Annotated in this window: 20 protein-coding genes and 4 pseudogenes; 10 read left to right on the top strand and 14 right to left on the bottom strand. The window is 57.7% G+C overall.

Annotated features, from left to right (window positions below; all coding sequences use genetic code 11):
* Positions 1-13: 13 nt before the first annotated feature.
* Positions 14-313, bottom strand: a pseudogene (locus tag AC3EML_RS08975) (transposase); the annotation flags it as partial.
* On the opposite strand from AC3EML_RS08975, the gene AC3EML_RS08970 reads away from it, so the two are divergent.
* A complete protein-coding gene (locus AC3EML_RS08970) occupies positions 309-596 on the top strand; it encodes a hypothetical protein (RefSeq protein WP_488505416.1) in 288 nt (95 codons plus the stop codon). The pseudogene AC3EML_RS08975 and the gene AC3EML_RS08970 overlap by 5 nt on opposite strands.
* A 584-nt stretch (positions 597-1,180) precedes the next feature.
* Positions 1,181-1,525, top strand: a complete 345-nt coding sequence (locus AC3EML_RS08965; protein WP_352522318.1) for a RidA family protein — start codon at positions 1,181-1,183, stop codon at positions 1,523-1,525.
* Positions 1,526-1,589: 64 nt separating this feature from the next.
* Here AC3EML_RS08965 and AC3EML_RS08960 read toward each other — a convergent pair.
* A pseudogene (locus tag AC3EML_RS08960) lies at positions 1,590-1,924 on the bottom strand (transposase); the annotation flags it as partial.
* A gap of 307 nt (positions 1,925-2,231) precedes the next feature.
* Positions 2,232-3,244, bottom strand: a pseudogene (locus tag AC3EML_RS08955) (IS110 family RNA-guided transposase).
* Between the two features lie 195 nt (positions 3,245-3,439).
* On the opposite strand from AC3EML_RS08955, the gene AC3EML_RS08950 reads away from it, so the two are divergent.
* The 7 genes from AC3EML_RS08950 to tnpC all read left to right on the top strand — a co-directional run bounded on the left by AC3EML_RS08950 (position 3,440) and on the right by tnpC (position 11,598).
* Complete coding sequence (locus AC3EML_RS08950; protein ID WP_352593690.1) at positions 3,440-3,586, top strand: hypothetical protein; 147 nt, start codon at positions 3,440-3,442, stop codon at positions 3,584-3,586.
* Positions 3,587-3,928: 342 nt separating this feature from the next.
* Positions 3,929-4,390, top strand: a complete 462-nt coding sequence (locus tag AC3EML_RS08945) for a transposase (RefSeq protein ID WP_352557373.1) — start codon at positions 3,929-3,931, stop codon at positions 4,388-4,390.
* Positions 4,391-5,338: 948 nt separating this feature from the next.
* Positions 5,339-6,745 (top strand): CapA family protein, encoded by a 1,407-nt coding sequence (locus AC3EML_RS08940; RefSeq protein ID WP_352522336.1) that lies wholly within the window; start codon positions 5,339-5,341, stop codon positions 6,743-6,745.
* A gap of 753 nt (positions 6,746-7,498) precedes the next feature.
* Complete coding sequence (locus AC3EML_RS08935) at positions 7,499-8,734, top strand: ATP-grasp domain-containing protein (protein WP_488505394.1); 1,236 nt, start codon at positions 7,499-7,501, stop codon at positions 8,732-8,734.
* A gap of 401 nt (positions 8,735-9,135) precedes the next feature.
* Positions 9,136-9,582: an IS66-like element accessory protein TnpA gene (tnpA, locus tag AC3EML_RS08930; protein WP_352593672.1), complete on the top strand. Its 447-nt coding sequence runs from the start codon at positions 9,136-9,138 to the stop codon at positions 9,580-9,582.
* A 14-nt stretch (positions 9,583-9,596) separates the two neighbouring features.
* On the top strand, positions 9,597-9,935 hold the full coding sequence (gene tnpB / locus AC3EML_RS08925) for an IS66 family insertion sequence element accessory protein TnpB (protein ID WP_435053502.1): 339 nt from the start codon (positions 9,597-9,599) through the stop codon (positions 9,933-9,935).
* A 58-nt stretch (positions 9,936-9,993) separates the two neighbouring features.
* The gene (gene tnpC, locus AC3EML_RS08920) at positions 9,994-11,598 is read left to right on the top strand and encodes an IS66 family transposase (protein ID WP_488376746.1); all 1,605 of its coding nucleotides are present in this window, start codon (positions 9,994-9,996) and stop codon (positions 11,596-11,598) included.
* Between the two features lie 37 nt (positions 11,599-11,635).
* Here the strand turns inward: tnpC and AC3EML_RS08915 are convergent, their stop codons facing one another.
* From AC3EML_RS08915 to AC3EML_RS08890, 6 genes and pseudogenes are all read right to left on the bottom strand, one after another.
* Positions 11,636-12,379 (bottom strand): GntR family transcriptional regulator, encoded by a 744-nt coding sequence (locus tag AC3EML_RS08915; protein WP_352522230.1) that lies wholly within the window; start codon positions 12,377-12,379, stop codon positions 11,636-11,638.
* Positions 12,380-12,902: 523 nt separating this feature from the next.
* Positions 12,903-13,692, bottom strand: a pseudogene (locus tag AC3EML_RS08910) (amino acid ABC transporter ATP-binding protein).
* Entirely contained in the window at positions 13,655-14,368 is a 714-nt protein-coding gene (locus AC3EML_RS08905; protein WP_352522231.1) for an amino acid ABC transporter permease, read from the bottom strand. The pseudogene AC3EML_RS08910 and the gene AC3EML_RS08905 overlap by 38 nt, the downstream one beginning before the upstream one ends.
* Positions 14,358-15,017 (bottom strand): amino acid ABC transporter permease, encoded by a 660-nt coding sequence (locus AC3EML_RS08900; protein WP_352522232.1) that lies wholly within the window; start codon positions 15,015-15,017, stop codon positions 14,358-14,360. The genes AC3EML_RS08905 and AC3EML_RS08900 overlap by 11 nt, the downstream gene beginning before the upstream one ends.
* Positions 15,018-15,064: 47 nt before the next feature.
* A complete protein-coding gene (locus AC3EML_RS08895) occupies positions 15,065-15,391 on the bottom strand; it encodes a M24 family metallopeptidase (protein ID WP_352522233.1) in 327 nt (108 codons plus the stop codon).
* 34 nt (positions 15,392-15,425) lie between these two features.
* Positions 15,426-15,692, bottom strand: coding sequence for a hypothetical protein (locus AC3EML_RS08890; protein WP_352522234.1), 267 nt, complete (start codon positions 15,690-15,692; stop codon positions 15,426-15,428).
* A gap of 319 nt (positions 15,693-16,011) precedes the next feature.
* Between AC3EML_RS08890 and AC3EML_RS08885 the strand changes: the two genes are divergently transcribed.
* Positions 16,012-16,827, top strand: a complete 816-nt coding sequence (locus AC3EML_RS08885) for a maleate cis-trans isomerase family protein (RefSeq protein WP_352522235.1) — start codon at positions 16,012-16,014, stop codon at positions 16,825-16,827.
* A 586-nt stretch (positions 16,828-17,413) separates the two neighbouring features.
* On the opposite strand, the gene AC3EML_RS08880 is transcribed toward AC3EML_RS08885, so the two are convergent.
* The 5 genes from AC3EML_RS08880 to AC3EML_RS08860 all read right to left on the bottom strand — a co-directional run bounded on the left by AC3EML_RS08880 (position 17,414) and on the right by AC3EML_RS08860 (position 24,116).
* The gene (locus tag AC3EML_RS08880) at positions 17,414-18,232 is read right to left on the bottom strand and encodes a maleate cis-trans isomerase family protein (RefSeq protein WP_352522236.1); all 819 of its coding nucleotides are present in this window, start codon (positions 18,230-18,232) and stop codon (positions 17,414-17,416) included.
* A gap of 393 nt (positions 18,233-18,625) precedes the next feature.
* Entirely contained in the window at positions 18,626-21,343 is a 2,718-nt protein-coding gene (locus AC3EML_RS08875) for a lyase family protein (RefSeq protein WP_352522237.1), read from the bottom strand.
* Positions 21,312-22,379 carry a cysteine synthase family protein gene (locus tag AC3EML_RS08870; RefSeq protein WP_352522238.1) on the bottom strand — a complete coding sequence of 356 codons (1,068 nt, stop codon included), beginning with the start codon at positions 22,377-22,379 and terminating at the stop codon, positions 21,312-21,314. The genes AC3EML_RS08875 and AC3EML_RS08870 overlap by 32 nt, the downstream gene beginning before the upstream one ends.
* A gap of 13 nt (positions 22,380-22,392) precedes the next feature.
* The gene (locus AC3EML_RS08865; protein WP_352522239.1) at positions 22,393-23,445 is read right to left on the bottom strand and encodes a GHMP family kinase ATP-binding protein; all 1,053 of its coding nucleotides are present in this window, start codon (positions 23,443-23,445) and stop codon (positions 22,393-22,395) included.
* Between the two features lie 539 nt (positions 23,446-23,984).
* On the bottom strand, positions 23,985-24,116 hold the full coding sequence (locus tag AC3EML_RS08860) for a hypothetical protein (RefSeq protein WP_352557354.1): 132 nt from the start codon (positions 24,114-24,116) through the stop codon (positions 23,985-23,987).
* Positions 24,117-24,200: the final 84 nt, after the last annotated feature.

Below are 24,200 nucleotides of genomic sequence, written 5' to 3'. Positions count from 1 at the left end.
TGTGGCCGACATTCTAGTCTAATTGCCTGGCTCGAAACTCGTTTACGTGCGAGGTGGAGCTGCGGCGGCGGAGCATGAGGCGGATGGAGGCGATGCACATCCATGCCTCGGCGCTGACTATAGTCGCCTCGAGCGAGCCGGCGACAACGTCCGAGCCAGGCGAAAGTTCACTCGACGACCCATCGTCGCGGCAGGACCTAGAGCCCTTGGCCGCGTCGGAGCGCTTGATGATTTCGATGATCCATGTGCCCACGTCGGCGAGAGCCTGCGACGGTATTTCTCCGGCATAGCGGCCGTCGGCGAATAGATTGCGTGTTTCAGATGATATGGGCGAGCGGCTAGGTGTGACATCGCGCTTAAAGATCACCCGTCAGAAGGAGCGCCCCCATGTCACATCTTTGACGCAAGCCAGTCTCTTACCGCTCGAACAGGACAAAACGATCATGGCCGTCATCGAAATGAGCAAGGCGAAGTGGCTGCTCGCCGCCTTGGTTCCGGGCTTCAAGCGTCAGCCGCTCAAGAAGCTTGATGCCGATGCGCCAGCCCTGTTGAACTGCTGCAGCGCTGGCGCGATTCGGGCCGCGTCACCGAGTTGACGAGCGAGGGCTTCGGAAATGCGCATTCTGGTGACGGCAAGCAAGCCGAAGAAGGTGTCGTACATCAGCGGCCTGATCGAGGTTGATGGCTTGAGGCAGCCGCCGCACGCGTCCGACGGCTCGAAATGAGAACGGCGCCAAAGTATCGTGGGTCATGACGGGTGTGGCTCGCGAGATTTGGTGGAAGGGTTAGCCTCGCAACCGAATCCTACGCCAAATCAATCGCTTAAGCTACATCTGCCAGCCTCTCCAGCACGCTGTATCTTAAGGCGGGCTAGGCAGACCATCCTGGAGGACGAAGACGGATCACCTCATAGGCCGGCGGGTCAAATCGTCGATACGGTCAAGCTAAACAAGAATCGCAGCAAGCATTTCAGCGTGAGTTGATTTATGCGGCCCGCATTTCAGTAGCAGCCGCATTTTGGTGCGGGACTTCATCCCCGACGTACTAACTTCTCACATTAAAGAGCTAGGTGATCGGAGCGTGCTCCGCCGCAGATAGGTCGTGGTCGAGCTAAACCGAACAACGATTCACAAACAAAGTTATTGACGTGATTCTCTAATATCATCAAGCAGGAGTATATATGATACATCGTCATATCAAAACGGAAATCATGCACCGGGTAGTAGAATACAACGGGGTCCTTTACTTTGGAGGCCTCGTCGCCGGGGACTGCTCGCAGGACATGAAGGGGCAGACCGAGCAAATCTGTAAAAACATCGACAACATTCTCGCGCATTTCGGGTCTTCCAAGGATAAACTTATCACTGCCATGATCTACATCTCCGACTTTTCGCAGAAAAGTGCCATGAACGATGGCTGGCTCAGATGGCTGCACGCAGAGCATCTGCCCACCCGGGCGACTATTGGGGTCGCGAATCTAGGTGAGAATGTATTGGTTGAAGTCGTCATTTCCGCCGCGAAATGACAACTTACGCTGGCGCACCCGCCTAGTCCCTTCACCGTCTGGCCCGTCGGTGTGCTTCTCGTAAATCGCGCACGAGGCGTCGCCAGCGGGTCATACATACAAAGTTGCGCTCGGCCCCCCGCGGGCAGGACCTGGAAGCCTTTCTGGTCCTCGCTGCGGCGGAGGACATCGGTTACGAAGTCAAGGTATGCGGCGTAGAGCTTCGTAGCTCATAGTCGCCGTCGGCGAATCGGTGCGTTACCCAGGCCGAGCGCTTACGAATCGCGTCCAGGATCGCCTGCGCGCCTGCTCTCGGAGTGTGCGCCGGCGTGAGGTTGACCCTTGAGCAGCTGCCCGTCGGTATCGAGGGCGTTATGGCGCTTGCGGCCGACGGGCCTTCTTGCCGGCGTCGTGCCCCTTAATTCAACGCGCTTCTCTATTCGGCGCTTTGAAGTCAAGCGCCTTCTAGCTCTTTTCGCTTCGCCGACATTGGACGTCTTTCGCGGGGCCTTGCTTCTCTCCGGGATCGGCGCTCTGGTCCTGCGCTCTATGGGATTCAGAAGAATGGGGGGGGAACAATCTGTCGAGCGTCTTGATTGCCGATGATGGGCAATCCAGCCAAGCCAATCTACGAACTCACCTCATCCTCGTCCCGCGAAGAACAGCTTTTCCACCCGTAGGTGGAACTGGTCGTCCCCGTCTGTCGGAGAGCGATGTTATCAATTTTTCAGCCGGCGACCGGCATGATTTCCGTCCTGGTCCAACGGAACTGTGTGCCGCCGCTCCAGATGAGATGCATGATCACCGCCAGCCGGCGGGCGAGCGCAAGGATAGGTTTCCGCTAGCCGCGCCGCCTGGCGACGTCCATCGCCCTGGCATTTCAGCCAGGACCATTTCGTCAGCAGGGTCTGCGCGGCCTCGTAGAGTAACATTCGGATCATGCCGTCGCTGCATAACGAGATCCCGCCCATCCGGCGGCTTTCGCCCGATTCATGGAGCTCCGGCGTCAGGCCCAAAATCGGACCGACCGCCTTGGAGTTGCGGAAGCGGGCTGGGATAGCGATCGCGCGGTCTAGGCCAACGACGCGACGGCGCCTATACCGGGGGTCGACATAAGCCGGCGGCAAACCTCATCATCCCGGACGATCGCCAGAAGCTTGCGGTGTACGGCGGCAAAATTCTGGCGCTGCTTGCGGCGCGCGTCGTGCAGCTGTTCGACGATCTCGGCCTGATCGGGCATTGACTTCGGTGAGCTCGCGAATCCGCTCCTCAAACTTGACCGCACCGACCTTGCCCACCTTGAGCCCGAAGTCGCGCAACAGCCCGCGGATGTCGTTCTCGACGGCAATCGCCTTTCCTTTAAGAGCTGGCGCCCGGCGCTTCTGGCTCGTCAGGGTCTTGACATGCACCCGGCGGAACAGTTGACCCGCATCATCTGCGCGATCCGCGCGCATCATTGCGATCGGTCTTGTTCGGCTGGCCTTCAGGAAGGCGTTGACGTGGCGCGTCTCAATGCAAACCACTGGCAAGCCGGCTTTGGCAAGCCCCTCGAACGGCCATTGCGACAAAGGTCGGGCTTCAAGCCCGACGTATTCCAACCGCCGGGCGGGATCCTTGAGCACCGGCGCAAGATCCTCGGGATGGGTCGGCACCTTCACGTCGCGGCACATCGTGCCTATCGTCGAGGATGCAAATTGTGGTCTCTTTCACCGAGACGTCCAATCCTACATAATGTTTTATGCTGCGCCTCTCTGTCCTGATGACTTGTGGCTGTTCCAGGGAACCGACCACGTTTTATCATCAGCTCGAAGCGCAGCAACTTGATGGCATCTCCGCCAAAAGATGAGGCTCAAGCCCATTACATGGCGTGATCGCGGAGCATCCAGCACTCAGCTAAACTGCTGACGTTTGATCTCGCCATGTGGAGAAATTGGAATGATGAAGCACTTTGTTGGTCTGGATGTTTCCCTCGACCTGACATCGGTGTGCGTCTTTGACGAAGAGGGCGCCGTGGTGTGGCGTGGCAAGGTTGCCTCAACACCTGAAGCCTTGACTGAACTCATTCGCAAGCATGCACCATGAGTTGTGAAGATTGGCCTGGAAACAGGGACCGTTGTGCACGTGGCATTGGCACGCCCTCCGGGAGAACGGCCTTCCTGTCGTCTGCCTTGATGCCAGGCATGCGAAGGCGGCATTGTCGGTTCAACTGAACAAGACTGATGACAATGCGCCTATGGCTTAGCTCAGATTATTCGGAGCGGCTGGTATAAAGAAGTGGCGGTCAAGAGCCTCGACAGCCATCGCGTGCGGACCTTGCTTTCCTCCCGTGCCCAGATGGTCAACATAGCCGCGATCTCGGTACAAAGATACGTGGGCTTTTGAAGACATTCGGCAGGATTGTAGGGAAAGTCAGTGGAAGGAAATATGAGGAGTTCTGCGCGGGTGCCTGGACTTGAAGAGGCTGTTTCAGCGTTGCTGGCTGTCCGCGCACGCATTGAGCAAGAAATCAGAACGTTGGAGGAGCACCTTCTCGGGTTCGCCAAACATAGCGATCCTTGCCGCAGGTTGATGACGGTGCCTGGCATTGGTGTCTTGACGGCCGTCAGCTTCGTCACGGCGGTGGATGATCCTGCGCGCTTTGTCCGCTCATTTGGTGTTGGTGCCGACTTCGATTTGACGCCGAGATGGTATCAATCGGGAGAAGTCGATCTTGACGGGTCTGTGTCAAATGCGGTGATGCCCTCCCACCCAGCTACCTCTTCGAGGCTGGAGGCACTCCCTTGGCTCGGTCGGCAGATGGTCTGCGCTCAAACGTGGGGTGCGCGCCTGGCGCGGCGGATAGGCAGCAAGAAGCCCGTGTGGCCGTCGCCCGCAAACTGGCAGTGATAATGCATCGGATCTGGATCGACGGCAGTGAATTCCACTGGTCGAAGGAGGGGCGACCGCGTGATCACCAGCTAAGCCCATAGCAACATCCGCCCTTTTTGGCGGTGTTATGTCCCTGCCGGGACGATGGCGTTGGTGACCTCGCAGCCCTGATAAGGTACTGCGTCGATTACATCGAGGCACCCACGTCCCGAACGCTGACATGCGGCGACCCAGTGTTAACCGGGAAGAGAACCACAGAGCCGGCAGGGAACATGGATACGCCGAGAAGGAGCTTGCAATCAGCTCCACAGAGAACCCCATCTGTTGATCACCACCGCAGAGGGGCCGCGCCCAAGGGTCCAGCATCAGCGGCACGTAGTGGAATACATAAACCGCCGCGCCATCTCCGGTCCAGCCGTAGACCATATGGCTATTCGTGCGGCTCAACTGCGGTTGGCGGGTGCTGCCAGCCACTCAGGCGCCTGGCACACCGCATTAACCTGTGCGGTGGCGGAGTTGGCGATGCATTTCAAACCAACCCACTTTTTGCTGCTCGCATTTCAGCACTTCGGCATTTTGAGGCAGGCTCTCCTCTGACCGGTGCTAGCCTTCCTGGACTGCCTACCAGCCTTATGAGAAACAGTAGGCGAATCTTTGGGATAGACAAGGCCGAACGCGCGCGGGTAACTGTGCCAGGGCTCACAAAAAGGGAAGTTGACGACTACTCGACGCAATCTACTCAATGCGTGCATCGCCGCCGGAACGATAGCGAATCTGGTGGGGTATGTGCCCGAGGTTCTGGTGGGCAACAATTTCTGCCGCCGGCAGCCGCAAGGCGCTCACAGGTCTCATGGGGGGTGCCGTCTGCGGCGGGCGGCGTGGCAGAGCAACATGGTTCGGTCCTCAGGCATCGGAAAACGCAAGCACGATGAAGTTGAATTTGGCGCCATGCAACTGAGGGATCATATGGAAAGAGATCTACGTGAAAATAGCACTCATATGGCTATTCAGGACGATGGTTTTGATGAAGTTGGATCCATCGCTACGAATATCGCTGATGGATTCACAGTGGCGGCAGTTGGCGATCTTCTTTACGGACGGCCTGTAACAAAAGGCTATTACCCAGGTCTGGAAGAAGTCCTCAAGATTTTACATGGCAACGACGTGGTTTTCGGAAACCTTGAGACCAATATCTTGGCCGTTCACTCTAAAGGTTGCCCTCAGGCAGAGTATGGCGGAGCATATCTGATCAGTGTAGCGGAAGTGGGGCCTGATCTGAGCGCGATGGGCTTCAACATCGTCAGCCGCGCGAATAATCACACACTGGACTGGGGAGTTGAAGGTTTGCGCGAGACAAGTCGCGCGTTAGATGAAAGCAGGATCGTCCATGCGGGCGCTGGTGAAAACCTGGCTCAAGCCGGCGCCGCCCGATACTTGGAAACTCCACGTGGTAGAGCGGCGTTGGTCTCCTTTGCGGCCACGTTCGAGCCTATGGCTCGCGCGTGTAATCCTGCCGGCGAGGCACCAGGCAGACCAGGTCTTAATGCCCTTCGTTTGGCGAAAAGTGTCGTGGTCTCGAAAGATATGCTGGAGAACCTAAGGCAGGTGCGAGAAGCGCTCCCCTGGTATGCACCTCCCCCGAAAGACGCGTCGCGTGTGGCCATTGAAGGGGTAATATTCAAAGCTGGCGAAAAGCCGGGATATAGCTTTGAACCAAATCCACGAGACGTCGACAATATTCTGCGCAACGTGCGTCAGGGAAAGCAGTTCGGGGATTTTTGCATAGCAACAAACCACGGACACGAGCCTGGGGGGTTTAGCCGTGAACCGGCTGACTACGAACAAGCATTTGCACGCAAACTGATCGATGCTGGAGCAGACGTATACATAAACCACGGACCGCATCATGTCAGGGGCATCGAAATCTACAAAGCCCGACCAATCTTTTACGCTTTGGGGAATTTCTTCAATCAGGACCTAAGGTCCCCGGTCGGTGCTGACATGTTCGACGCACACGGTAAGGACCCTCGGACTGATACCGATGCCGAAGTAAGCGTGCATGAGATGGCAGTAGGATATCCAACGGCAGAGGGGTTTATACCGCTGCGCGACGCAGAGTTTTATGAAAGCGTCGTCAGCGTGAGCTGTTTCGAGGATAACCAGTTGGCCGAAATAAGGCTCTATCCGATTGAGCTCGGTCGTTTGAATAGGTTTGCCAACCGCGGGGTGCCACGCTTAGCTCCTGCGGCGCAAGGGCACGCCATTTTGAACAGAATTCAGGAACTCTCCGAGACGTTTGGCACTAAAATCGAGATCGATAACGGCGTCGGGGTAATCCGACTGCGTTCCCAGCGGCTCGGAGCAGACGACTAAGCGGACTTTAAACAGATTGTCTTCAATTAGCCTGTCAATCGGTGACTGTGGCGACGGCTCACGGTGCAAGGGTTCCGCGGCAGCGTTCGGGTCGTCACCGAGTGAACCACGCGCCGTCGGAAGGCGGCAAACAGCGAGGAGAAATGCCAACTGGCGACTTCAGGCACCGGACTGTGGTACCGCCCCGGCAGCAAAATCGTGCCGTTGAGACGGGTTCTCGTCCGTGATCCGAGTGGCCAGCGTCCGGTGCAGGCCTTCTTCAGCAGGGGTTGCGATCTCTTGCTGTAGGACATCCTTGCCTTCTTTGTCCGACGCTAGCAGGTCGAGGTCACCTTTGCCGAAGTGCGCGCCATCGCGGGGTGAAGACCAGCCTCAATGGTCCGACTTGGCATCGAGCCACCCCTGCATCGCTCAGCCTCAATTCCCTCGTCACGACTTGGGCCGACAACCTGCTCAGCTATGACGCTGTACCCAATGCCGCGGCATAGGGTACACCAAACCGCTTCACATTCAGCGACGCCATCGCAGCCGTCCGCCTGCAATTGTGGACCGCAGACATTTATCCGGGCAATGTCTGACGATGTCGGACATGCGACATAGTGGTATGAGCGCCATCAGGTTGTTTCAACACGTCTTCTCCTTTGGCACGGCGCATGCAAGCAACGCCGTATCACGGACCGAGAATCTAGTCGGAGGTCAGTGATGCCTATTTACCTCGGCCCGCCGCACAGCACGCAACGGAGGTCAACGCCAATGACAAAAAGGGCGCTCATCCTGGTTGAAGGCCACAGTGGTATTGGTTTGCTATACGTGAAAGCGGCCCGGCGTCTTGGTCTGCATCCAATTACTCTGTCGGCTAATCCAACTCAGTACGACTATCTTATGGCGGAAGGAATTGAGGCAATCCGTGTCGATACAGACAATCTCGATGCGCTAATCCACGAATGTGCCCGGGTACGTGCGACCTTTGATATTTCGGGCATTACCGGCTTTTCGGGCGCCGACGAGTTGGCCTGTGTGATGGCTTCCGAACTCTGCCGGCGTTTCGATCTACCGGGACCGAACCCCGCATCGATTGAACGATGCTGCAACAAATTCACTCAACGTCAGCTTCTCGCCAAGGCCGGGGTTCCAGTACCTGCTTATCGCTTGGCGAGGAATGCGACGGATGTAGAACGCGCCGCCGAGGAGATCGGCTTGCCAGTAGTTCTTAAGCCAGTCGTGGGCAGCGGCAGCAGCGGTGTCCAATTGTGCCGCAACGCCGACGAGTTGGCTGAACATACGGCCTATCTCTTGGGCGGCGATCACATATGGCGGTCTTCGCCGAGCTTACTGGTCGAGGAATTCGCACAAGGCCCGCATTATGGCGCTCAGATGATGGGAAATGCGGTTATCGGAATTTCCGCCACAGGCTTTGGCCCCCCACCGCAGTTCGTCTATCGTGAGTCGATCTTCCCGGTCGCGCTTACTGATGAAGAGTATGAACGTCTCGCCGATGTTTCGCTGAGCTGTTTGCGAGCTCTGGACCTTGGCTGGGGACCCTCGAATGTTGAAATCCGGTGGACGAAGCTGGGCCCAATCGTCATTGAAGTCAATCCGCGTGTTGGCGGCGCGCCCACTCCTCGGTTGGTTCAGGTGGCTTACGGTGTCGATCTCGTCACCGAGCACATCAAGGCCGTGATAGGCGACGAATGGGATTTGCGCAGAAGGCATTCGTACACTGCGGCCGCGCGGCTTCTAATTGCTGATCGCGATGGCACCCTCGAGTGGATAAGTGGCGACAGTCAGGCGGCTGCTGTAGAAGGCATAATCGAGGCCAAATTCTATGTTGAACCCAAGATGCCGATCGTCAGAAAAGGCGACTACCGAGACTGGATCGGACATCTCATCGCCGTTTCACCCAGCTTTGCTCAGACCACGACGATACTTCAGGATGCCGTAGACTTAATCGATTGGTCCATCGCACCATTTCCGACTCCGTCCGAATAAGAACAATCCGGCCCCTACCTGGCAGGCCATTGAAGAGAAAGTGGTTCACGCAAGAGCAGATCATCGCAGCATTGCGCGGGCATAAGGCGGGATCAGGCGTCCGCATGGGTGACATAGCGACGACGAAATGAAGAAGTGGTCAGGTTTGCCTCAGATATCCGCGTTCCGAGCGGCGGTTGCATCCAGGGAGTTACCATTTCAGCTTTCAGCTTTCTTCAGACCGAGCCCCTTGGTGCGCCCGTATGAGGCGGATCAGACCGCACGGCGTTCAGAAGCGAACGCCCCCGAGTGCAGATCACGATCAGCTGCCATCGGCAGAAGAATGGTGAGCGCTGTCCCGGCGCCACCTTTCGCGCGTGGTCGTGAGCCACGATGCTCGGAGCCTTTGAGGGCTTCGACACATGACGATTTCAGAGCTTACGCTTAATTCCAGGGACGAGGAGCCGGTTCGACGGCTTGAGATATTCACGGGTTCTGGACGGCGGCGCGAATGGTTGCCGGAGGAGAAGGCGCGGATCGTGGCGGAAAGCTACGATGCTGGCGAGACCGTGAGCGCGGTGGCTCGGCGACATGCATTGTCCCGGCAGCAGCTGTTCGCCTGGCGCCGGTCCGCGCGGGTGCCGTTGGCGAATGCGCCGGCACCGGAGCCGTTGTTTGTTCCAGCAGTGGTCGCGGCACAGGAACCCGAACCGGCGGGGAAGCGCGCGAGATCGACACGGAAGCGGAAGGCCGCGCGAGAAGCCGGCGTGATCGAGCTGGAGATTGACGGCGTCGCCATGCGGGTCGGTCGTGGCGCCGACGCCAGGACGGTGGCGGCGGTGATCCGTGCGCTGAAGACGCCGTCGTGATCGGGCCGACGGGTATGGTCAAGGTGATGGTCGCGACGAAGCCGGTGGACTTCCGCAAGGGGGCCGAGGGCCTGGCGGCGCTGGTGCGTGAGACGATGGGCGCCGATCCGTTCTCCGGCGCGGTCTACGTCTTCAGGGCCAAGCGCGCCGACCGGGTCAAGCTGGTGTACTTCGACGGCACCGGCGTGTGCCTGCTGGCGAAGCGTCTGAAGGACGGGAAGTTCTGCTGGCCTGCCATCACCGATGGCGTGGTGAGGTTGTCGGCGGCGCAATTGCAGGCGCTCCTGGAAGGGTTGGATTGGCGGCGCGTGCATGACACCCGCGAGACGCGCGCGCCGGTCGCGGCAAGTTGATTCCATGGTAGGCCAGAGACGCTGGCAAAGCATTGGAATGCATGATTGAATCGGCCTTGTGAGCAATCCGGCCGAGCCTCAGACCAACGATCCGATCGCGCTTCAGGCGATGCTCGCGGCGGAGCGCGCCGAGAACGAGCGGCTGCGCCAGATCATCAAGGAACTGCAGCGCCACCGCTTCGGCCGCAGGGCAGAGAGCCTGCCAGTCGACCAGCTGCTGCTGGGCCTGGAAGAGGCCGAGCAGGTCGAGGCGGAGGGCTTCGCCGCAGAGGACACCGCCGACCCTGCCAAGCGCGAGGCTCGCGCCAGCAAGCGCCGCACCAACCGCGGTGCACTGCCCGCGCACCTGCTGCGTATCGAGCAGGTCATCGACATTCCCGACAAGATCTGCCCGTGCTGCAAGGGAATGCTGCACGTCATGGGCGAGGATCGCTCCGAGCGCCTCGACATCGTGCCGGCCCAATTCCGTGTCATCGTCACGCGCCGACCGAAGTATGCCTGCCGGAGCTGCGAGGAGGTCGTGGTGCAGGCGCCCGCAGCGGAGCGCCTCGTCGAGGGGGGCATCCCGACCGAAGCGACCGTCGCCCACGTGCTGGTGTCGAAGTATGCCGACCATCTTCCCCTGTATCGCCAGGCGCAGATCTATGCCCGGCAGGGCGTGAACCTGGATCGGTCCACGCTCGCCGACTGGGTCGGCAAGGCAGCCTTCCTGCTACGGCCGATCCACGAGCGGCTGTTCGAGCGGCTGAAGGCGTCCGGCAAGCTCTTCGCCGACGAGACCACGGCGCCGGTGCTCGATCCCGGGCGCGGCCGCACCAAGACGGGCCAGCTGTTCGCCTATGCGCGCGACGATCGCCCCTGGGGCGGGATCGATCCGCCCGGTGTCGCCTATCTCTATGCGCCCGACCGCAAGGCCGAACAGCCACTCCGGCACCTTCAGGGCTTCGTCGGAATCCTGCAAGTCGGCGGCTACGCCGGATACCGGGCGTTGGCCGAGCGCAATGCCGTGAGCCTAGCGTTCTGCTGGGCGCATGTCCGTCGCCGGTTCTACGAACTGGCCCAGTCCGGACCCGCGCCGAGGCGCTCCAGCGCATCGCCGAGCTCTACAGGATTGAGAGCGAGATACGGGGACGCTCGCCCGAAGAGCGGCGAACCGCCCGCCAGGAGAGAGCCGCCCCGTCATCGATACCCTCCAGCCATGGCTGCGCGAGAAGCTCACCTTGGTCAGCCAGAAGAGCAAGCTCGCAGAAGCAATCCGCTACCCGCTCTCGCGCTGGGCCGGACTTGGTCGCTTCCTCGACGACGGCCGCGTCGAGATCGACTCCAACGTCGTCGAACGCTCGATCAGGCCAATCGCCCTCAATCGGAAGAATGCGCTCTTCGCCGGTTCCGACGGCGGTGGCGAGCACTGGGCGACCATCGCCTCGCTCGTAGAAACCGCGAAACTCAACGGCGTCGACCCGTACGCCTAGCTCGCCGACGTCATCGCCCGCATCGTCGCAGGCCATCCGCAAAGCCAGCTCGACGACCTGCTGCCCTGGGCCTATGCCCCCGCGCCGCTCAAGGCCGTGGCCTGAGAACAGCGGTTACGAAGAATGGACGTGACGCGATACTGCTCGGTGTCGGGTTCCTGACCGCAACAATCGCGACGGCGAAAGTCTGAACGTGGAGAATCTTGCGTAGCTAAGCCCTTCCGGCCCTCACTTCACAAACTCGGACAGTTGGGCCTTTCGCGGCACGGAAGGGAAATTGAACACGCAACCCAGCCTGTCGAACGGGGATTCCGTGATGCCATATAGGGTCATTTCTGGCTTATCCGTGGTGATGTGATAAAGCCGCCGAAGCATGGGGTATCCGCTGGGGATCCCAAAAACCTCGGCGGGTTCTCCCGAAGCCGGCGCCGCATCAATAATTATTCTGATATTTGTAATATTGATATTATGCCGATTAAGCACGCTTGTTACGAAACCGGCGCCGAACTCATCAACAATATGGCCATCGACATCTGACGACAGGTAAGCCGCATCGTACATGATGGGAGAATTATCCCCAGAGAAGACAATCTTGCGGACGCACAGCATCGCAGCTTCCGGCGGCTCGAATGTCTGCATCGCAGGTTCCGCAATCTTCTCTCGGGCGACCGACAAGAGGCGCAGTTTGGCATTCACAAGCCAGGACATCGAGGCATCTAGCTCAAGAAGAAAGCGCTTGTTGTGCTTTACGAACGTCCCCTTTCCGGTAATAGACGTCAGCATACCCAAGGACTGCAAATCACGCAGCGCCCGCTTTACGGTAATGGCGCTGACGCCGAATTCTTTGCTCAACATTGTCGTGGACGGGATGAGCGAACCAGCCCGATAGGCCCCACCCTTTATTCGCTCCAGAAGTTTTTCCCGGATCGCCTCGTGAAGTGACGTCGCGCTTCCCAACAGAGAAATGCTCACAGGCCCCACATACCGTTGTTCCGACTTCCCACCAAACCGAACATTGCCAAGATTCGTGCGGACCTCAAGATAGACGCTCCGAGCGGTATACCTAGTATAAACCAGAAGTCAACCGGGTGCGCGCAACTCGCGGCGGGTTGACCACCAAACCATGGCGCTCCTCGATGCCCTCGGCCAACTCGTCCGCTTCCTCCTTCCGCCTGCCAGCGTCATGACGGCATCGGGGTCGAGCCGCTCATCACGGGTCCCAATTTTGAGGCCCTCATCGGCAACAAAGCCTTCGACGACAAATGGCTGCGCGCCAATCTGAACGAGCACGGCGGCGTCGCAGTTGTCCCCTCCAAAGCCGACCGCGCCGGACGCATCCCTCACGAAGCCGAAATGTACAAGTGGCGCCATTTCGTCGAGAAGCTCAAGGCGTTCCGACGCATCGCAACGGGCCTACGAAAAGACGGACGCCTGCTTGCAGGTCGCATCAACCTCGTTTCAGCATTGCTATGGACGTTCTGATTGTAAACGGCCCTTAATGCAATATCTGCTCAAGGAACACCCGGATGCGTTCATTGGAGGGATTGCTGAAGAATTCCTCTGGCTCGCTTTGCTCGACGATTTTTGCCTGCATCCATGAAGACCACTCGATCCGCGATGTTGCGCGCAAAACCCAATTCATGGGTCACACAAACTATCGTCATCCCGTCATTCGCCAATAGCTTCAGGACATCGAGAACTTCCTTGATCATCTCAGGATCAAGTGCGGAGGTCGGTTCATCAAAAAGCAGCACCTTAGGCTTCATGCAAAGCGCGCGGGCAATCGCCACGCGCTGTTGCTGCCCGCCCGACAATTGGCTTGGATACTTGTGTGCCTGTTCCGCGATACGCACGCGCGCGAGATTTTCGAGTGCTGTGGCTTCTGCCTCTGCCTTGGTGATTTTTGGTACACGGCGCAAGGCAAGCGTACAGTTCTTGAGCACGGTCAGATGCGGAAACAGATTGAACTGTTGAAACACCATTCCGACATTGCTCCGCACCTCGGCTAGCCCTTTCACTCCGGGGCGGAGCTCTTCTCCATTCACGACTACACGGCCCTTCTGATGCACCTCCAACTGATTGATGCACCGGATGAGTGTCGATTTGCCGGAACCCGAGGGGCCGCAAATGACTATGCGTTCGCCATGTGCGACCTCGAGATAGATGTCAGTCAACACTGGGAAATCGCTGTACCATTTGGACAGGTTCTCGATCCGAATGGCCACATCCGCTTGGGCTGCTTGACCGCTACGAATCAGCATGTCTTGACGATTGATCGCGATCATGATGCACCTCGTTACCTGTGCTGTTGTAGGTCAACCCGAGTCGACGTTCCAACTGACTGACCAGCGCAACGGCGATCAGAGCCAGAGCGAGAAACAGTACCCCGGCGACAGCCATTGGCTCGGCGTAGCGATAAGTTGCTGAGGACACATCGAATGCACTTCCCAACATTTCAGGGACCGCAATGACCGCAAGGTACGGCGTCGCCTTTAGAACCGACACGGAGTACGCGCCTAGGGGCGCCGCCACATTTCGCAGCATCTGCGGTGCAATGACGAAAATTAACCCGTCGAACCAACTCAATCCGAGACTGAAAGCGGCTTCGCTCTGCCCCGCCGGAACGGCGTCGATCCCCGCCTTGAACACCTCGGACAGATATCCGGAGTAGTAGATGCTCAGCCCCAGAACCCCGGTAAAGAAAGCAGGCAGGGTGATCCCGTAATAGGGCAGAACGAAATAGATAAAATAGAGCTGGACCAGAACAGGTGTGGAGCGGATTGCATCAATTAGCAGCTGCGCCAAAGGACGGACTATCCAGTGAGACCGGCGAAGCGTCTCCAGGATGATTCCCCCAAACGACGCGCCGATGAAGCTCAGTATCGCCACAAGGATCGTGTTGCCGATTCCCTTCAGTACCAGCGGAATGATCTCGATCGCAAAATCTAGGTCAAAACTCATTGATACGCGTCCGACCTTTGCTGAGTTTTTTCTCTAGATAACGGCCGAGGATCGTCACCGGGTAGCAGACGATGAAATAAGCCAAAAGCAATCCAGAGTAGATGCGCACCGGATTGTAGCTGAGTTGCGAGATTTCCTTCGCGCGAAACGTCATGTCGGTGAGCGACAGCAGCGAAACTAGAGCAGTGCCCTTGATAAGCTGGATTGCCAAATTGATGAATGTCGGCATCATTGCGGCGATCGCCTGTGGCAGCTCGATGAGCCGCAACACATCGAACCGACTTAGCCCGAGAGCCAGTCCCGCCTCTTTCTGCCCCCGATCGAGCGCCTGTAGCGCCGCACGGACTGATTGGCTGCCATACCCGCCAATGTTGAGCCCCAAAACCAGTGCCCCCACGGCGATTCCCGACAGGTAGATCTCGAAAGCCGGCAACGAGTAATAGAAGGCATACAGCAGCACGATAACGGGCGAACTGCGCCAGAATTCGATAATAGCAGTAATTCCGAGGTATGCCCAACCACGCAGAAAATGCTGCAGAACTCCGGCAACCAAGGCAAAGGGGATCGCATAGCACAAACCCAGTCCGGTGATGACTGCGGTGATATTGAAGCCCTCGAATATCCCTCGCATGATGCTGATGAAACTCATTGGCTCTCGCTATTTTCGCGTCATGGCTTCGGGCGGATTGTTCTGCACTAGATCCCATTTTCCGGAAACTTTTCTTCGGAGAGCCCGCTGATCGGGTCGGCGCCATCCTTCGTCACGACGGCGACCTCCTCGATCTGAAACACCCCACCATCCAGTTCGTATTTCGGTTTGACGTGAATAATCATTGCTTTCTGAAGCACCTCCTTCGAGGTGGCCGCGATCGACGGCGGGTCCGTCAGGTTACGACCGGAGCCATGGCCGATTCGGGATGCAGTTACACTTGAACCCGAACTCCCACTCCGTCGCGAAAGCCCTCGAACACCCCATACACATCGACCCCGGCATACCGGGCTTGATTGCGGACAAGGTCGCAATCGTCATGTCTCGAACCTGGCGATGTCTTGCTCTTCATTGGTGACGCGGCCCGCCTTGGCGATCGGGTTGACTTGGGCAATCAAGGCCGAAAAACGGCACCAATATCAACGCCGATGAAATCGTCCTCTGCCAGCGCGGATCGGTCGGCGGTAGACTGTAAGTCATATCCTTGCGTCCGAACCGCACTGTAAGCCGGGGAACCGATTCAGCGCCGCGCTCAATGAGGTTCAGCGTAAGCGCCTTGGCGAACTGCCTCTCCGTCATTCCCAGGATCAGACAGCCAATGGTGAAATGCGTCATGCGCGATCTCAAGCGCAAGTCGTTCTGGGCGATCTCTGCCGGCGTTTTGATCATCGATAGGCCAAATGAAATCTGCACTCTGTAGGCTGCGCAGCAGGAAACCGGCTCTCAAGCTTGTCTATCAGGCTGAAGGAGCCGATGCCGAACACTCGAACCCGTACGCATTCCACGAACGTCGGTCGGCTCTAGAACGTCGACCACCTGCTCAATCGGCGACTGCATAGTAAGGCCGACCGGACATCTGGCGACTTGCCGCCGTTTGACGAAACGAGTATACCTATTATACGTTGCGGGCAAGCGAATTCCCCAGGTGACTTGTATGGCACAGCTCAAGACCTTCCCGACCAAACGCAGATGGACAGATCTAGATTTTGAGCTGGACGCGGGCTTTGGTTCGCGTGCTCATATCGGAATGGTGGTCATTTCAAATGATCAGACATTGTCCCGCGAGGCGCGCGCCATGCTCGATCTGCCCGGCGTCGCCCTCTATGAAAGCCGTGTGCTAGCGGCCCGGCAGAAAAATAAGGCGGTCACTATGGAGGTTCTTCGCAAACAAGCCGATGATATCGATCTAGCAGTGCGACAGATCAACAACCTGCGGCCTTCCGACGTGGTTGCCCTCGGATGCACCTCTGCCGCAATGATCATCGGCCCCGACGAGCTGCGCCGCCACATCCAGAACGTTCATCCAAACGCATTGGTGACTGACCCATTCACCGGCATTGTGGCCGCTCTTCGCGCACTTGGCTCGCAACGCATCGCATATGTCTCGCCCTACCCGCGTGATATCGCCGAGAGGATGATCACGGGCATTGAAGCAACCGGTGGTGAGGTCGTGGTGGCAGGAGCCTTTCACAACGCCAACGGCAATATCGGAGACGAAGCTCCTTTCATCTCACCCGCAAGTATCGAACTTGCGGCTACGCGCGTGATCAACGGAGCGGACGTCGACACCCTGGTAATCGCCTGTACGCAAATGCGCGCCGCCTCGGTGATCGACAGTATCGAGAAACAGACGGCCAAGCACCTCATCACGTCTAATCAGGCGCTGTGCTGGCACGCCCTGCGTCTTGCGGGATGCAGCGATGCCGTGCCCGGCTGGGGACAGCTGTTCCAAACCGGCCTCGCGCCATAGGTTGGCGAACAATGCGGGGTCTATCGGCAATATATTCAAGATGACCACTTTGCGAACCCAGCGTTTTGCCAAGCGTTCTTGCCGCCAGGGATCGGCGTGCGTCCTGCAGCTTCTGCCGGAAAGCTAATGCCAATCAGGCACGGCGGCAAGGATGCAAGAATATGGGCAAGGGACACTCAGCACTCAGCGAGGGTCTTGGTCCCAGGTCTTGAAAGTTTGCGACGAGGGAATGTCGACGCGGCAGGCGACGGCGCGGTCCGGGGGTCGGAGTATCGAGTGCGATTCGCTGCTTCGCGCGCGCAGATCGGCGAGCGAACGCCTCGACCGCAGGGTTGGCGGCTGGGTTTAAAACTGTTCGTGCGTCGGACTGGTCGCGCCCCTACTCTGGGTAGCGACCACACACGTTGGGCAGAAAAGTCTCATTCTCCCCCGGTCGAGCAGTCAAAGTACCGCAGCTAATGAAGAGCGTTCATTCACAGACAAATAGGAACTGCAACTCGTGCAAATCTGGTCCGGCTTCGAGCATTGATGACTGCCGGACGCCATTTTTCTCATGGAAGAACACAGCCTTCGGTTGTACTCACTCTCAATTCTCCAGCGGTGAACGGAATGCTCCATTGCCTGTCTGCGCGCATGATCTAAGGAACGAGCCCGCATCTAAGATGCTGGGTGTCAGCCCGGCGAGCACGAGTGCATGCCAAACGGTGACTTGATTGGCGGTGATGACCGGCCGTCCCGAAATCTTCTCAAAAGCTTCCACGCGTTTCAAGGAGCTGATTGCAGTACAGGGAATTAGAATTGGATCCGTGGAAAATGGCCTTGACGACACAAACTTCGCCAGTTCAGCTTCGCAGTCTATTTCAAAAAAACCTCCGCTCGTGGGAGCCTCCATGTGCCACACGCGTCCAACGCCGATATCGACCTCAGAGAGGAATGAGACCATCATTTTCGCAATTTCAGGTGAATAGGGCAACACGACATCAACCCTCTTTGCTCTGAGAGCGTCGAGCGCTGCCAAAAACGCCATTGACGTATTGGTAGCCGGCGCCGCGGCACTTTCTGAGAGCAGTTGTATCTGTCGGCGTGCATACTGCACTCCTCTAAAGAAACTAGCAGATGTGCAAGCCCACACGACTGAATCGCACCCCTTCTTCCTCGCCTCGAATGCAGCCGCCGACAGTACGTCTTCATTCGCCAGCCGCTCGCAATAGTCAAAGCCACCAGTTGCCGCTTCATGCTCGTCGGGCGTGTGAAATGAAATATAATCCACACCCGCCAACTTTTGCTCAGCCAGCCAATTAGAGATAAACCTGTCATCAATTATCTCAAACGGGATTTTTTTATTTCTGGCGATCGGCACAATCGTGCCGATCATTTTTGTTTTCTTGCGAGCGCGTGGCGCCATTATCTTACTTCCTATTTTTGCTTCAGCCGCTCACAAAGAGAGGGATTTTAGCGTCGTGAGCGAAACAGTAGCTTGGTTAGACTCATTTTCCCGCCCTTAGTCGAGGAGTCCCCATGAAACTTGATACATTGTCCTCAAACTGTTGTTGGTGCAGGCTGGCTGCATATTGTTGATCAAGTATCCCGATTTGCGACTATTGGAGGGAGCAAACCCGGGGAACCCGGCTCGATACGACTTGTTCCGCTCGACAATCAGATCCGGGTTAAAGCTCATCCGCGTCGCGGCGTGCGACGCGAACTTTCGCGTGATGCGTTGCGGCAACGAAGGAACCGATAGCCTTGAACGGGATGGCGTCGCCTTCGTTGGAATGGAGGTCATCATATATGTACTTCGTCAGGTGGCTTGATGCTTGTCAATGAGTTCTTTAATCCTCTGTTTGCGGTGCATCTCGGCGCGCGCCCAGTGTTCCCGTATGCCCGTGCATTTCAGCTGCGCGTCCCGAAAGAGCATCTTTGCCATAGAAAGCTGGGCATCGGTCGATGCTTTGCCGGGCCCGCCACCGAAGCGCAGAGCATCTCTGCACTCCTCAAGGCTTGCCGGCAATACATCACCCAGCTCGCTGGCCAGCTCGCTCCGGCGCTTGTCGGCGCAGCTCACCTGCGAGAGGCGCGTCGCGATCTCGCCAATTTGTGTGTGGGCGTTCCTGAAAGGAATGCCTCGCGACGCCATTCGTTCGGCGGCAACGGTCGTCATGGCCAAGCCGTCTTCCAGATGTTCCCGCATCGATGTCGCGTTGAACGACATGAACTTAACGATGATCGATGTAAGCGTTATGGCCCGAGTAAGTGCGTCTACCGCAAGCCGCAGGGGAGAGCAGCCGTAGTTGCTCGATTCGATCGAGTTGCTGAACGGCGATTTGCAGGTTGCCGTGGCCGCAGACACATATGCGCCTATCACGGTGCTTGCCGCGCCCTTGATGTGTTCTAGAAGATATGGGTTCTTCTTTTGTGGCAGCATGGAAGAGCCCCCCGCAAGATTGCGAGGAACTTCGATGAGCGCGAACTCGCGCGTCGTCCAAACCTGCAGATCCTGGGCCACACGACTGAGCAAAATCGAGACACCGGTAAAGAGTGAAAGCCCATGTAGATGGAAGTCTCGGCTTGCGACTGCGTCAAGGGAGTTTAACGACGGCTGTTCAAATCCCAGGAGGCTCGCAGTTTTCGAGGGGTCTATCGGCATGCTGGTCCCGCCGCCGGCACCGGCCCCCATGGGACAACTCCTGACGTCTTCCAGCAGGGAATGAAGCCGCTGGCGCTCGCGTCCGAGGGCGAAGAAAACGCCGAGCAGGTAGTGTCCCGGCGACCCTGGAAGCGCGATTTGGTACTGACTGTAAAGTGGGGCTAGAAGGCTCGATGCCTGTTCCGCTCGTTCAAGAAGGGCATCTTGCGCAATTCCTATCTCTAGCGAGGTCGAGCACACGGCTTCGCGGAGAGCCAGAAGAGAAATCGTCGCGTTCAAGTCGTTGCGGGACCTTGCCAGGTGGAGCCAACCGGCCCTTTCCGGACCTGCTCTTGCGGCAAGCTCGGCCTCATAAGCCAAATAAATGCCACGCGGAGCATCACGACCGTTCAAAGATCGGAAGCCTTCGCCCTGGAGGTCCGAAATGTGCGTGAGCAGGTCTGCAGCTGTAGCTTGGCTGACTAAGGCTTGGTCGGCGAGCATCACCAGATGTGCTTCGTCTATAGCAGCTTGGAATTGCAGGAGGCGACCGTCCCGCGGGATGTCGATGGGCGGAGCGAGCAGCTTCATCGCTTCGGGATGCAAGGACCACCCGTCTTCCCCCGGCTCGGCAACGCGCTTGCTTTCCGACCTACCAGGCGTCGCCTCGATTTCAATGGAAATCGAATCGATCGTCCGTTCAGCTGCTTCGACAGCGGCGTCGAGTTCATCAGCGACGCCAACTGCATAGGCCACGCGATCCCTGAAGTCGCCCATGATCTGTATTTGCTGGCCCTCAAATTTCAGAAGACCCGCTTCGGGCACGGCTGGCTCAGGATTCCGAGAAAAGGCCAGGCTTTTGAGCTTCCCGGACTTGTCAGCAAGTCGGAAACGGATCGCTCCCGCCCGCTTGCTCGAATGTGGAGGTGCGAATTCTTCACCCGCATAGAGCTTGATCACCATGTCGAGGATCGACGTGCCCAAGACGTGCGAGAGCATGACCGGGATCATCCCGCCGGCCATCCGGGGATTGACCTCAATGACGACTGGGCCGGATTCCGCCATGACGAATTCCACATGAGCCGGCCCGAACTCCAGACCCAAAGCCGATACTGCGCCTGCTGCGAAGGAAGCCAGTTCCTCTAGCGATGGCTCCGGAAGCGGGGCTGGGAAGTCGTGTCCAACCTCGACGAAGCAGGGACGCGGCCCCTTGTGCTTGGCGATAATTCCGAGGCAATGCGGCACACCGTTGGATGCAATGATCTCAGCAGAGTATTCCTTACCCCGAATGTATTCCTGGACCAGAATCTCGGGACTGCGCAAGTCGACTTGGTCGAGCAGCGCGTCCTTTGCATCCTCAAAAGCCTTGACGGCCGCTGCGGCGTCTTCGCAAAGCCGTACTCCGCTACTGCCACTCCCAGAGACCGGCTTCACGACCACCGGGAAAATAGATTGGGCAAGAACTCTCTTTAGCTCTTCGACGGAAGCGACCAGCCGAGTCTCAGGCACCGAGACCGATTGTCGCTGCAATTGGCCCACCTGCATCCATTTGTTCCGGCACGTCGCGATGGCTTCCGGACTGGCCGCTGGTAGCCCGATCCCCTTCGCGGCCCTTGACGCTGCTTCGACAAAATAATCCGACGACGAATATATTCCCGCCAGCCTTGGTAACTTGGCGGCGGTCACTATGAGTTCATCCGGATTACGCGTTTCAGCTTCGATCACTTGAGCGACGGACGCCCTAAGAAACGGATAGCGGGCAGGATTACGGGTAACGAGGTAAGGCTCAAAGCCTAGGACTCGGGCCCGCTTCAGCAGTACCTCGCCAGTACCTGTCGTGTTGCTTTCCACGAAAAGAAAACTACCGCGGTTCATCAAAGTCCTCCAACGCATTTAGGACTGCTTCCCGGCTTTTCCGCTTCCAACGATATCGGTTCCACGGCGGAAGAGCAGTCGAGGGATGCTCTTCGCTAACCGGAGCGTCCAGAAGGACACCTTCATGTAGACATCCGTTTTGCTTGAGCCAATCGTGGTCGTAAACAGCTTCGACGTAGCGGTGGCCTTCATCAGGACCTATGACGACTACGGTCTCTCTTGGATACTGACGAGCGCGCCAACGCCCAACGATGTAGCTCGCTCCGGAGGTTGGACCAGCGAAAATGGCGTGCCACTCGTGGAGGGCACGCGTTGCAGCAAACGCAAGCGGAGCCGATGTGAAATGCACTTCGTCATACAGTTCGTGCTTCACGTTCTTCGGGACAAGACTGTTCCCCAGTCCCCGCAGTTTCCGCTCGCCGTCCGGTTGACCAAAAATGACGCTATTGAAAGTGTCCACTCCAATCAGGCGGGCACTAGGGGACTTTTGGCGGAGGCGCTCTGTTGTTCCGCAGGTAGAGCCGCCTGATCCAACCGAGCCCACCAATGTGACGTCGGGACCAAGAATCTCCGAGATCTGGTCGGCGAAACACTTATAGGCTGCAGGGTTGTCGGGTGTTTCATATTGTCGGGGCCAGAAACAGGATTGGTCCAATTGTCTCATTCTAGCGTGCAACGCGTCCAGGCGGCTTCTTTGATAGCCGCCCTGCTTCGCGCTTTCAGTTACTACGAAAACTTTCGCACCTAGTGACCTCAACCTGTTTTCCAGTCCCTTATCCATCACTGGGTCTGTGAAAATTTCGAGAGGGAACCCAAATTCCCGGCAGACTACAGCCAATCCCAGCGCGAAGGTTCCGCTCGACGTCTCCAAAACTTTCATGTTACGCGTCAAAGTCCCTCGAGCCAAGGCTTTCTCGATGATGTACTTCGCCGGGAGAAGCTTCATGAATGCAAACTGTGCGAGAAAAAGATTTGTCCCGCATCTAATAATGCGCGGCAGCGCATACGCAGCGGAATAGCCGGAGAATGGCAGGTGTTCGTGAACGGTGTTCATATGACTATGAGTATCAGTTCATGGAAACATAGATTTTTGGTGAGTTGTCGAATGGCGATACATGGTCGACCACCGACCGAAGCTTCGGTAGGAAGTCAGGCGCCCTTCGATCAAGCAGAATTCCAGTCATCGTGCCGCTGTGCGCGATTATGATTCCGAGCGCGCCCGTCTCCTGGGATGCTTTCAACGTCGCGTTCAGATGTCCCTTCGGCGCCCGCTCCTGATGCAGGAGTGCACTGGCTGTGGTTATTTTGCCTATAGTGACCGTGTCGCCCTGCGGAATTGCTACTCGCGCGCGGTCGAGCAGTCTCTGATATTGTGCTCTGTCATTGGCCGAGATTTCACCTCGTTGCTGATCATAGTCAACGGTTTCGACCGTCCCTCCTTCATCGATACCGACAATAGCAAGGGGCGGCATTTGCCCGAGGAAAGAGAGCAGCCTACAGGATCGCTGTTGATATGCGACTACGCCGGGGTACATCACCCCGTCGGACGGCTCGATCCCCGCCATGAGATTCTCGATTAACGATGTCTGGACCCTACGATTGAAGCAGCACGCAATTGACCGTGCAGTCGCAACAAGATCCGCAGACGAACTAGCCAGCCCTTTGCCTTCGGGGAGTTCAGATTGCAAAAGGAGGGTTCCTCCTGAGACGCCGAGCGCATTAACGAGGTTCTCAGCCAGTCGTTTTGCTTTGACTTTATGTGGCGGATAAACGGTTACGTATCGGTCGCCTGCGGTCGGCATGAAGTGGGCCCGAGAAAAGAGCGCGATGGGCATCGTGATCAGGAAATGGGAGTCGCGAGAATGGGAATTGATTGGCAACTGGCCTTGTAGTAACTCGCCGAAGGTGCCGCAACAAAGAGCTTTACCGTCGCCAGAATGAATCCCAGGCTGCTGCCCACCCTCGGCGATAGCCTCAGCCTCAGCTTCGCCATCGAACGTCTGGTGCTGCATGTATGGCTTCCAGACTTCATCGGCGGCTGCTTTGACAATTTCTGCAGTCGTGATGCTCGACCTGCTTCCTACAGGGCCGATGGAATGGGTGCGATTCTGGATTGACATATCACTTCCCGTCAGGCTCTTTCACATGTGATTTGCTGTTGGGGAGGAGACCCATCCGCTCGCGATGGTGGTGGTGATAGAGTCCGCGCTCGCACCCTCCAGACGTGGGGAACCAAAGCCGCTGCTGGGTGAATGACAGCGGCAGCCGCGACGGATGCGTCAAAGCGTCAATTGGCGCGACGCACAGCGCGGCGTCTGTCGTATGGATGTGGATTGTTCGAGTAAGTTTCATGCAGACCTTCCTCGGCTGGGGACTGCGAGACCGCTATGGTCGTAACAGTTGCTTCGCCGTGTTCCATGCAAACGGCGTGCCACGAGAGGTTGTGCGAGCAAGAGGCGCGAAACCATGTGTTTCGCGCCGTTACGGCGGAATACTTGCGCTCAGTGTGTCGGGTTCCGAACATGGACGTCTTCAACGGAACAGTGTCAATCGGCGCCGAACTTTGATCCCACGTTGGAGTGCGCCCCTGAGGGTGGACAGATTCAGGCTGCTGATTTGCCAGTCTGCCGGATGTGTTGATCCTCGAACTGCTGCGGGCTCAGATATCCGAGCTTCGAATGGAGCCTGCGTTTATTGTAGACCTCCTCGATAAGCGGGGAAGGTGCTCGGCGATGTCGTCGAAGGTCTCGAAAGCCATCGGGTAGACTGCCTCGAGCTTCAGCGTTTTCATGAAGCTCTCCGCCTTTGCGTTGTCGTATGGGTTCCCTCTGCGGCCCATCGAGCCGATCAGGCAGCGCATCCCGTAGACCTGTGC

This window comes from Mesorhizobium sp. P170090, from assembly GCF_057786115.1.
This window is presented reverse-complemented; position numbering and strand designations above follow the sequence as displayed.

Excerpts from the sequence above, each read along its gene's own strand:
- AC3EML_RS08965 (WP_352522318.1), top strand. The coding sequence starts at position 1,181 with ATGATACATCGTCATATCAAAACGGAAATCATGCACCGGGTAGTAGAA.
- AC3EML_RS08950 (WP_352593690.1), top strand. The coding sequence starts at position 3,440 with ATGATGAAGCACTTTGTTGGTCTGGATGTTTCCCTCGACCTGACATCG.
- AC3EML_RS08945 (WP_352557373.1), top strand. The coding sequence starts at position 3,929 with ATGAGGAGTTCTGCGCGGGTGCCTGGACTTGAAGAGGCTGTTTCAGCG.
- AC3EML_RS08940 (WP_352522336.1), top strand. The coding sequence starts at position 5,339 with ATGGAAAGAGATCTACGTGAAAATAGCACTCATATGGCTATTCAGGAC.
- AC3EML_RS08935 (WP_488505394.1), top strand. The coding sequence starts at position 7,499 with ATGACAAAAAGGGCGCTCATCCTGGTTGAAGGCCACAGTGGTATTGGT.
- tnpA (WP_352593672.1), top strand. The coding sequence starts at position 9,136 with ATGACGATTTCAGAGCTTACGCTTAATTCCAGGGACGAGGAGCCGGTT.
- tnpB (WP_435053502.1), top strand. The coding sequence starts at position 9,597 with ATGGTCAAGGTGATGGTCGCGACGAAGCCGGTGGACTTCCGCAAGGGG.
- AC3EML_RS08905 (WP_352522231.1), bottom strand. The coding sequence starts at position 14,368 with ATGAGTTTTGACCTAGATTTTGCGATCGAGATCATTCCGCTGGTACTG.
- AC3EML_RS08900 (WP_352522232.1), bottom strand. The coding sequence starts at position 15,017 with ATGAGTTTCATCAGCATCATGCGAGGGATATTCGAGGGCTTCAATATC.
- AC3EML_RS08890 (WP_352522234.1), bottom strand. The coding sequence starts at position 15,692 with ATGACGCATTTCACCATTGGCTGTCTGATCCTGGGAATGACGGAGAGG.
- AC3EML_RS08885 (WP_352522235.1), top strand. The coding sequence starts at position 16,012 with ATGGCACAGCTCAAGACCTTCCCGACCAAACGCAGATGGACAGATCTA.
- AC3EML_RS08880 (WP_352522236.1), bottom strand. The coding sequence starts at position 18,232 with ATGGCGCCACGCGCTCGCAAGAAAACAAAAATGATCGGCACGATTGTG.
- AC3EML_RS08875 (WP_352522237.1), bottom strand. The coding sequence starts at position 21,343 with ATGCGTTGGAGGACTTTGATGAACCGCGGTAGTTTTCTTTTCGTGGAA.
- AC3EML_RS08870 (WP_352522238.1), bottom strand. The coding sequence starts at position 22,379 with ATGAACACCGTTCACGAACACCTGCCATTCTCCGGCTATTCCGCTGCG.
- AC3EML_RS08865 (WP_352522239.1), bottom strand. The coding sequence starts at position 23,445 with ATGTCAATCCAGAATCGCACCCATTCCATCGGCCCTGTAGGAAGCAGG.
- AC3EML_RS08860 (WP_352557354.1), bottom strand. The coding sequence starts at position 24,116 with ATGAAAACGCTGAAGCTCGAGGCAGTCTACCCGATGGCTTTCGAGACC.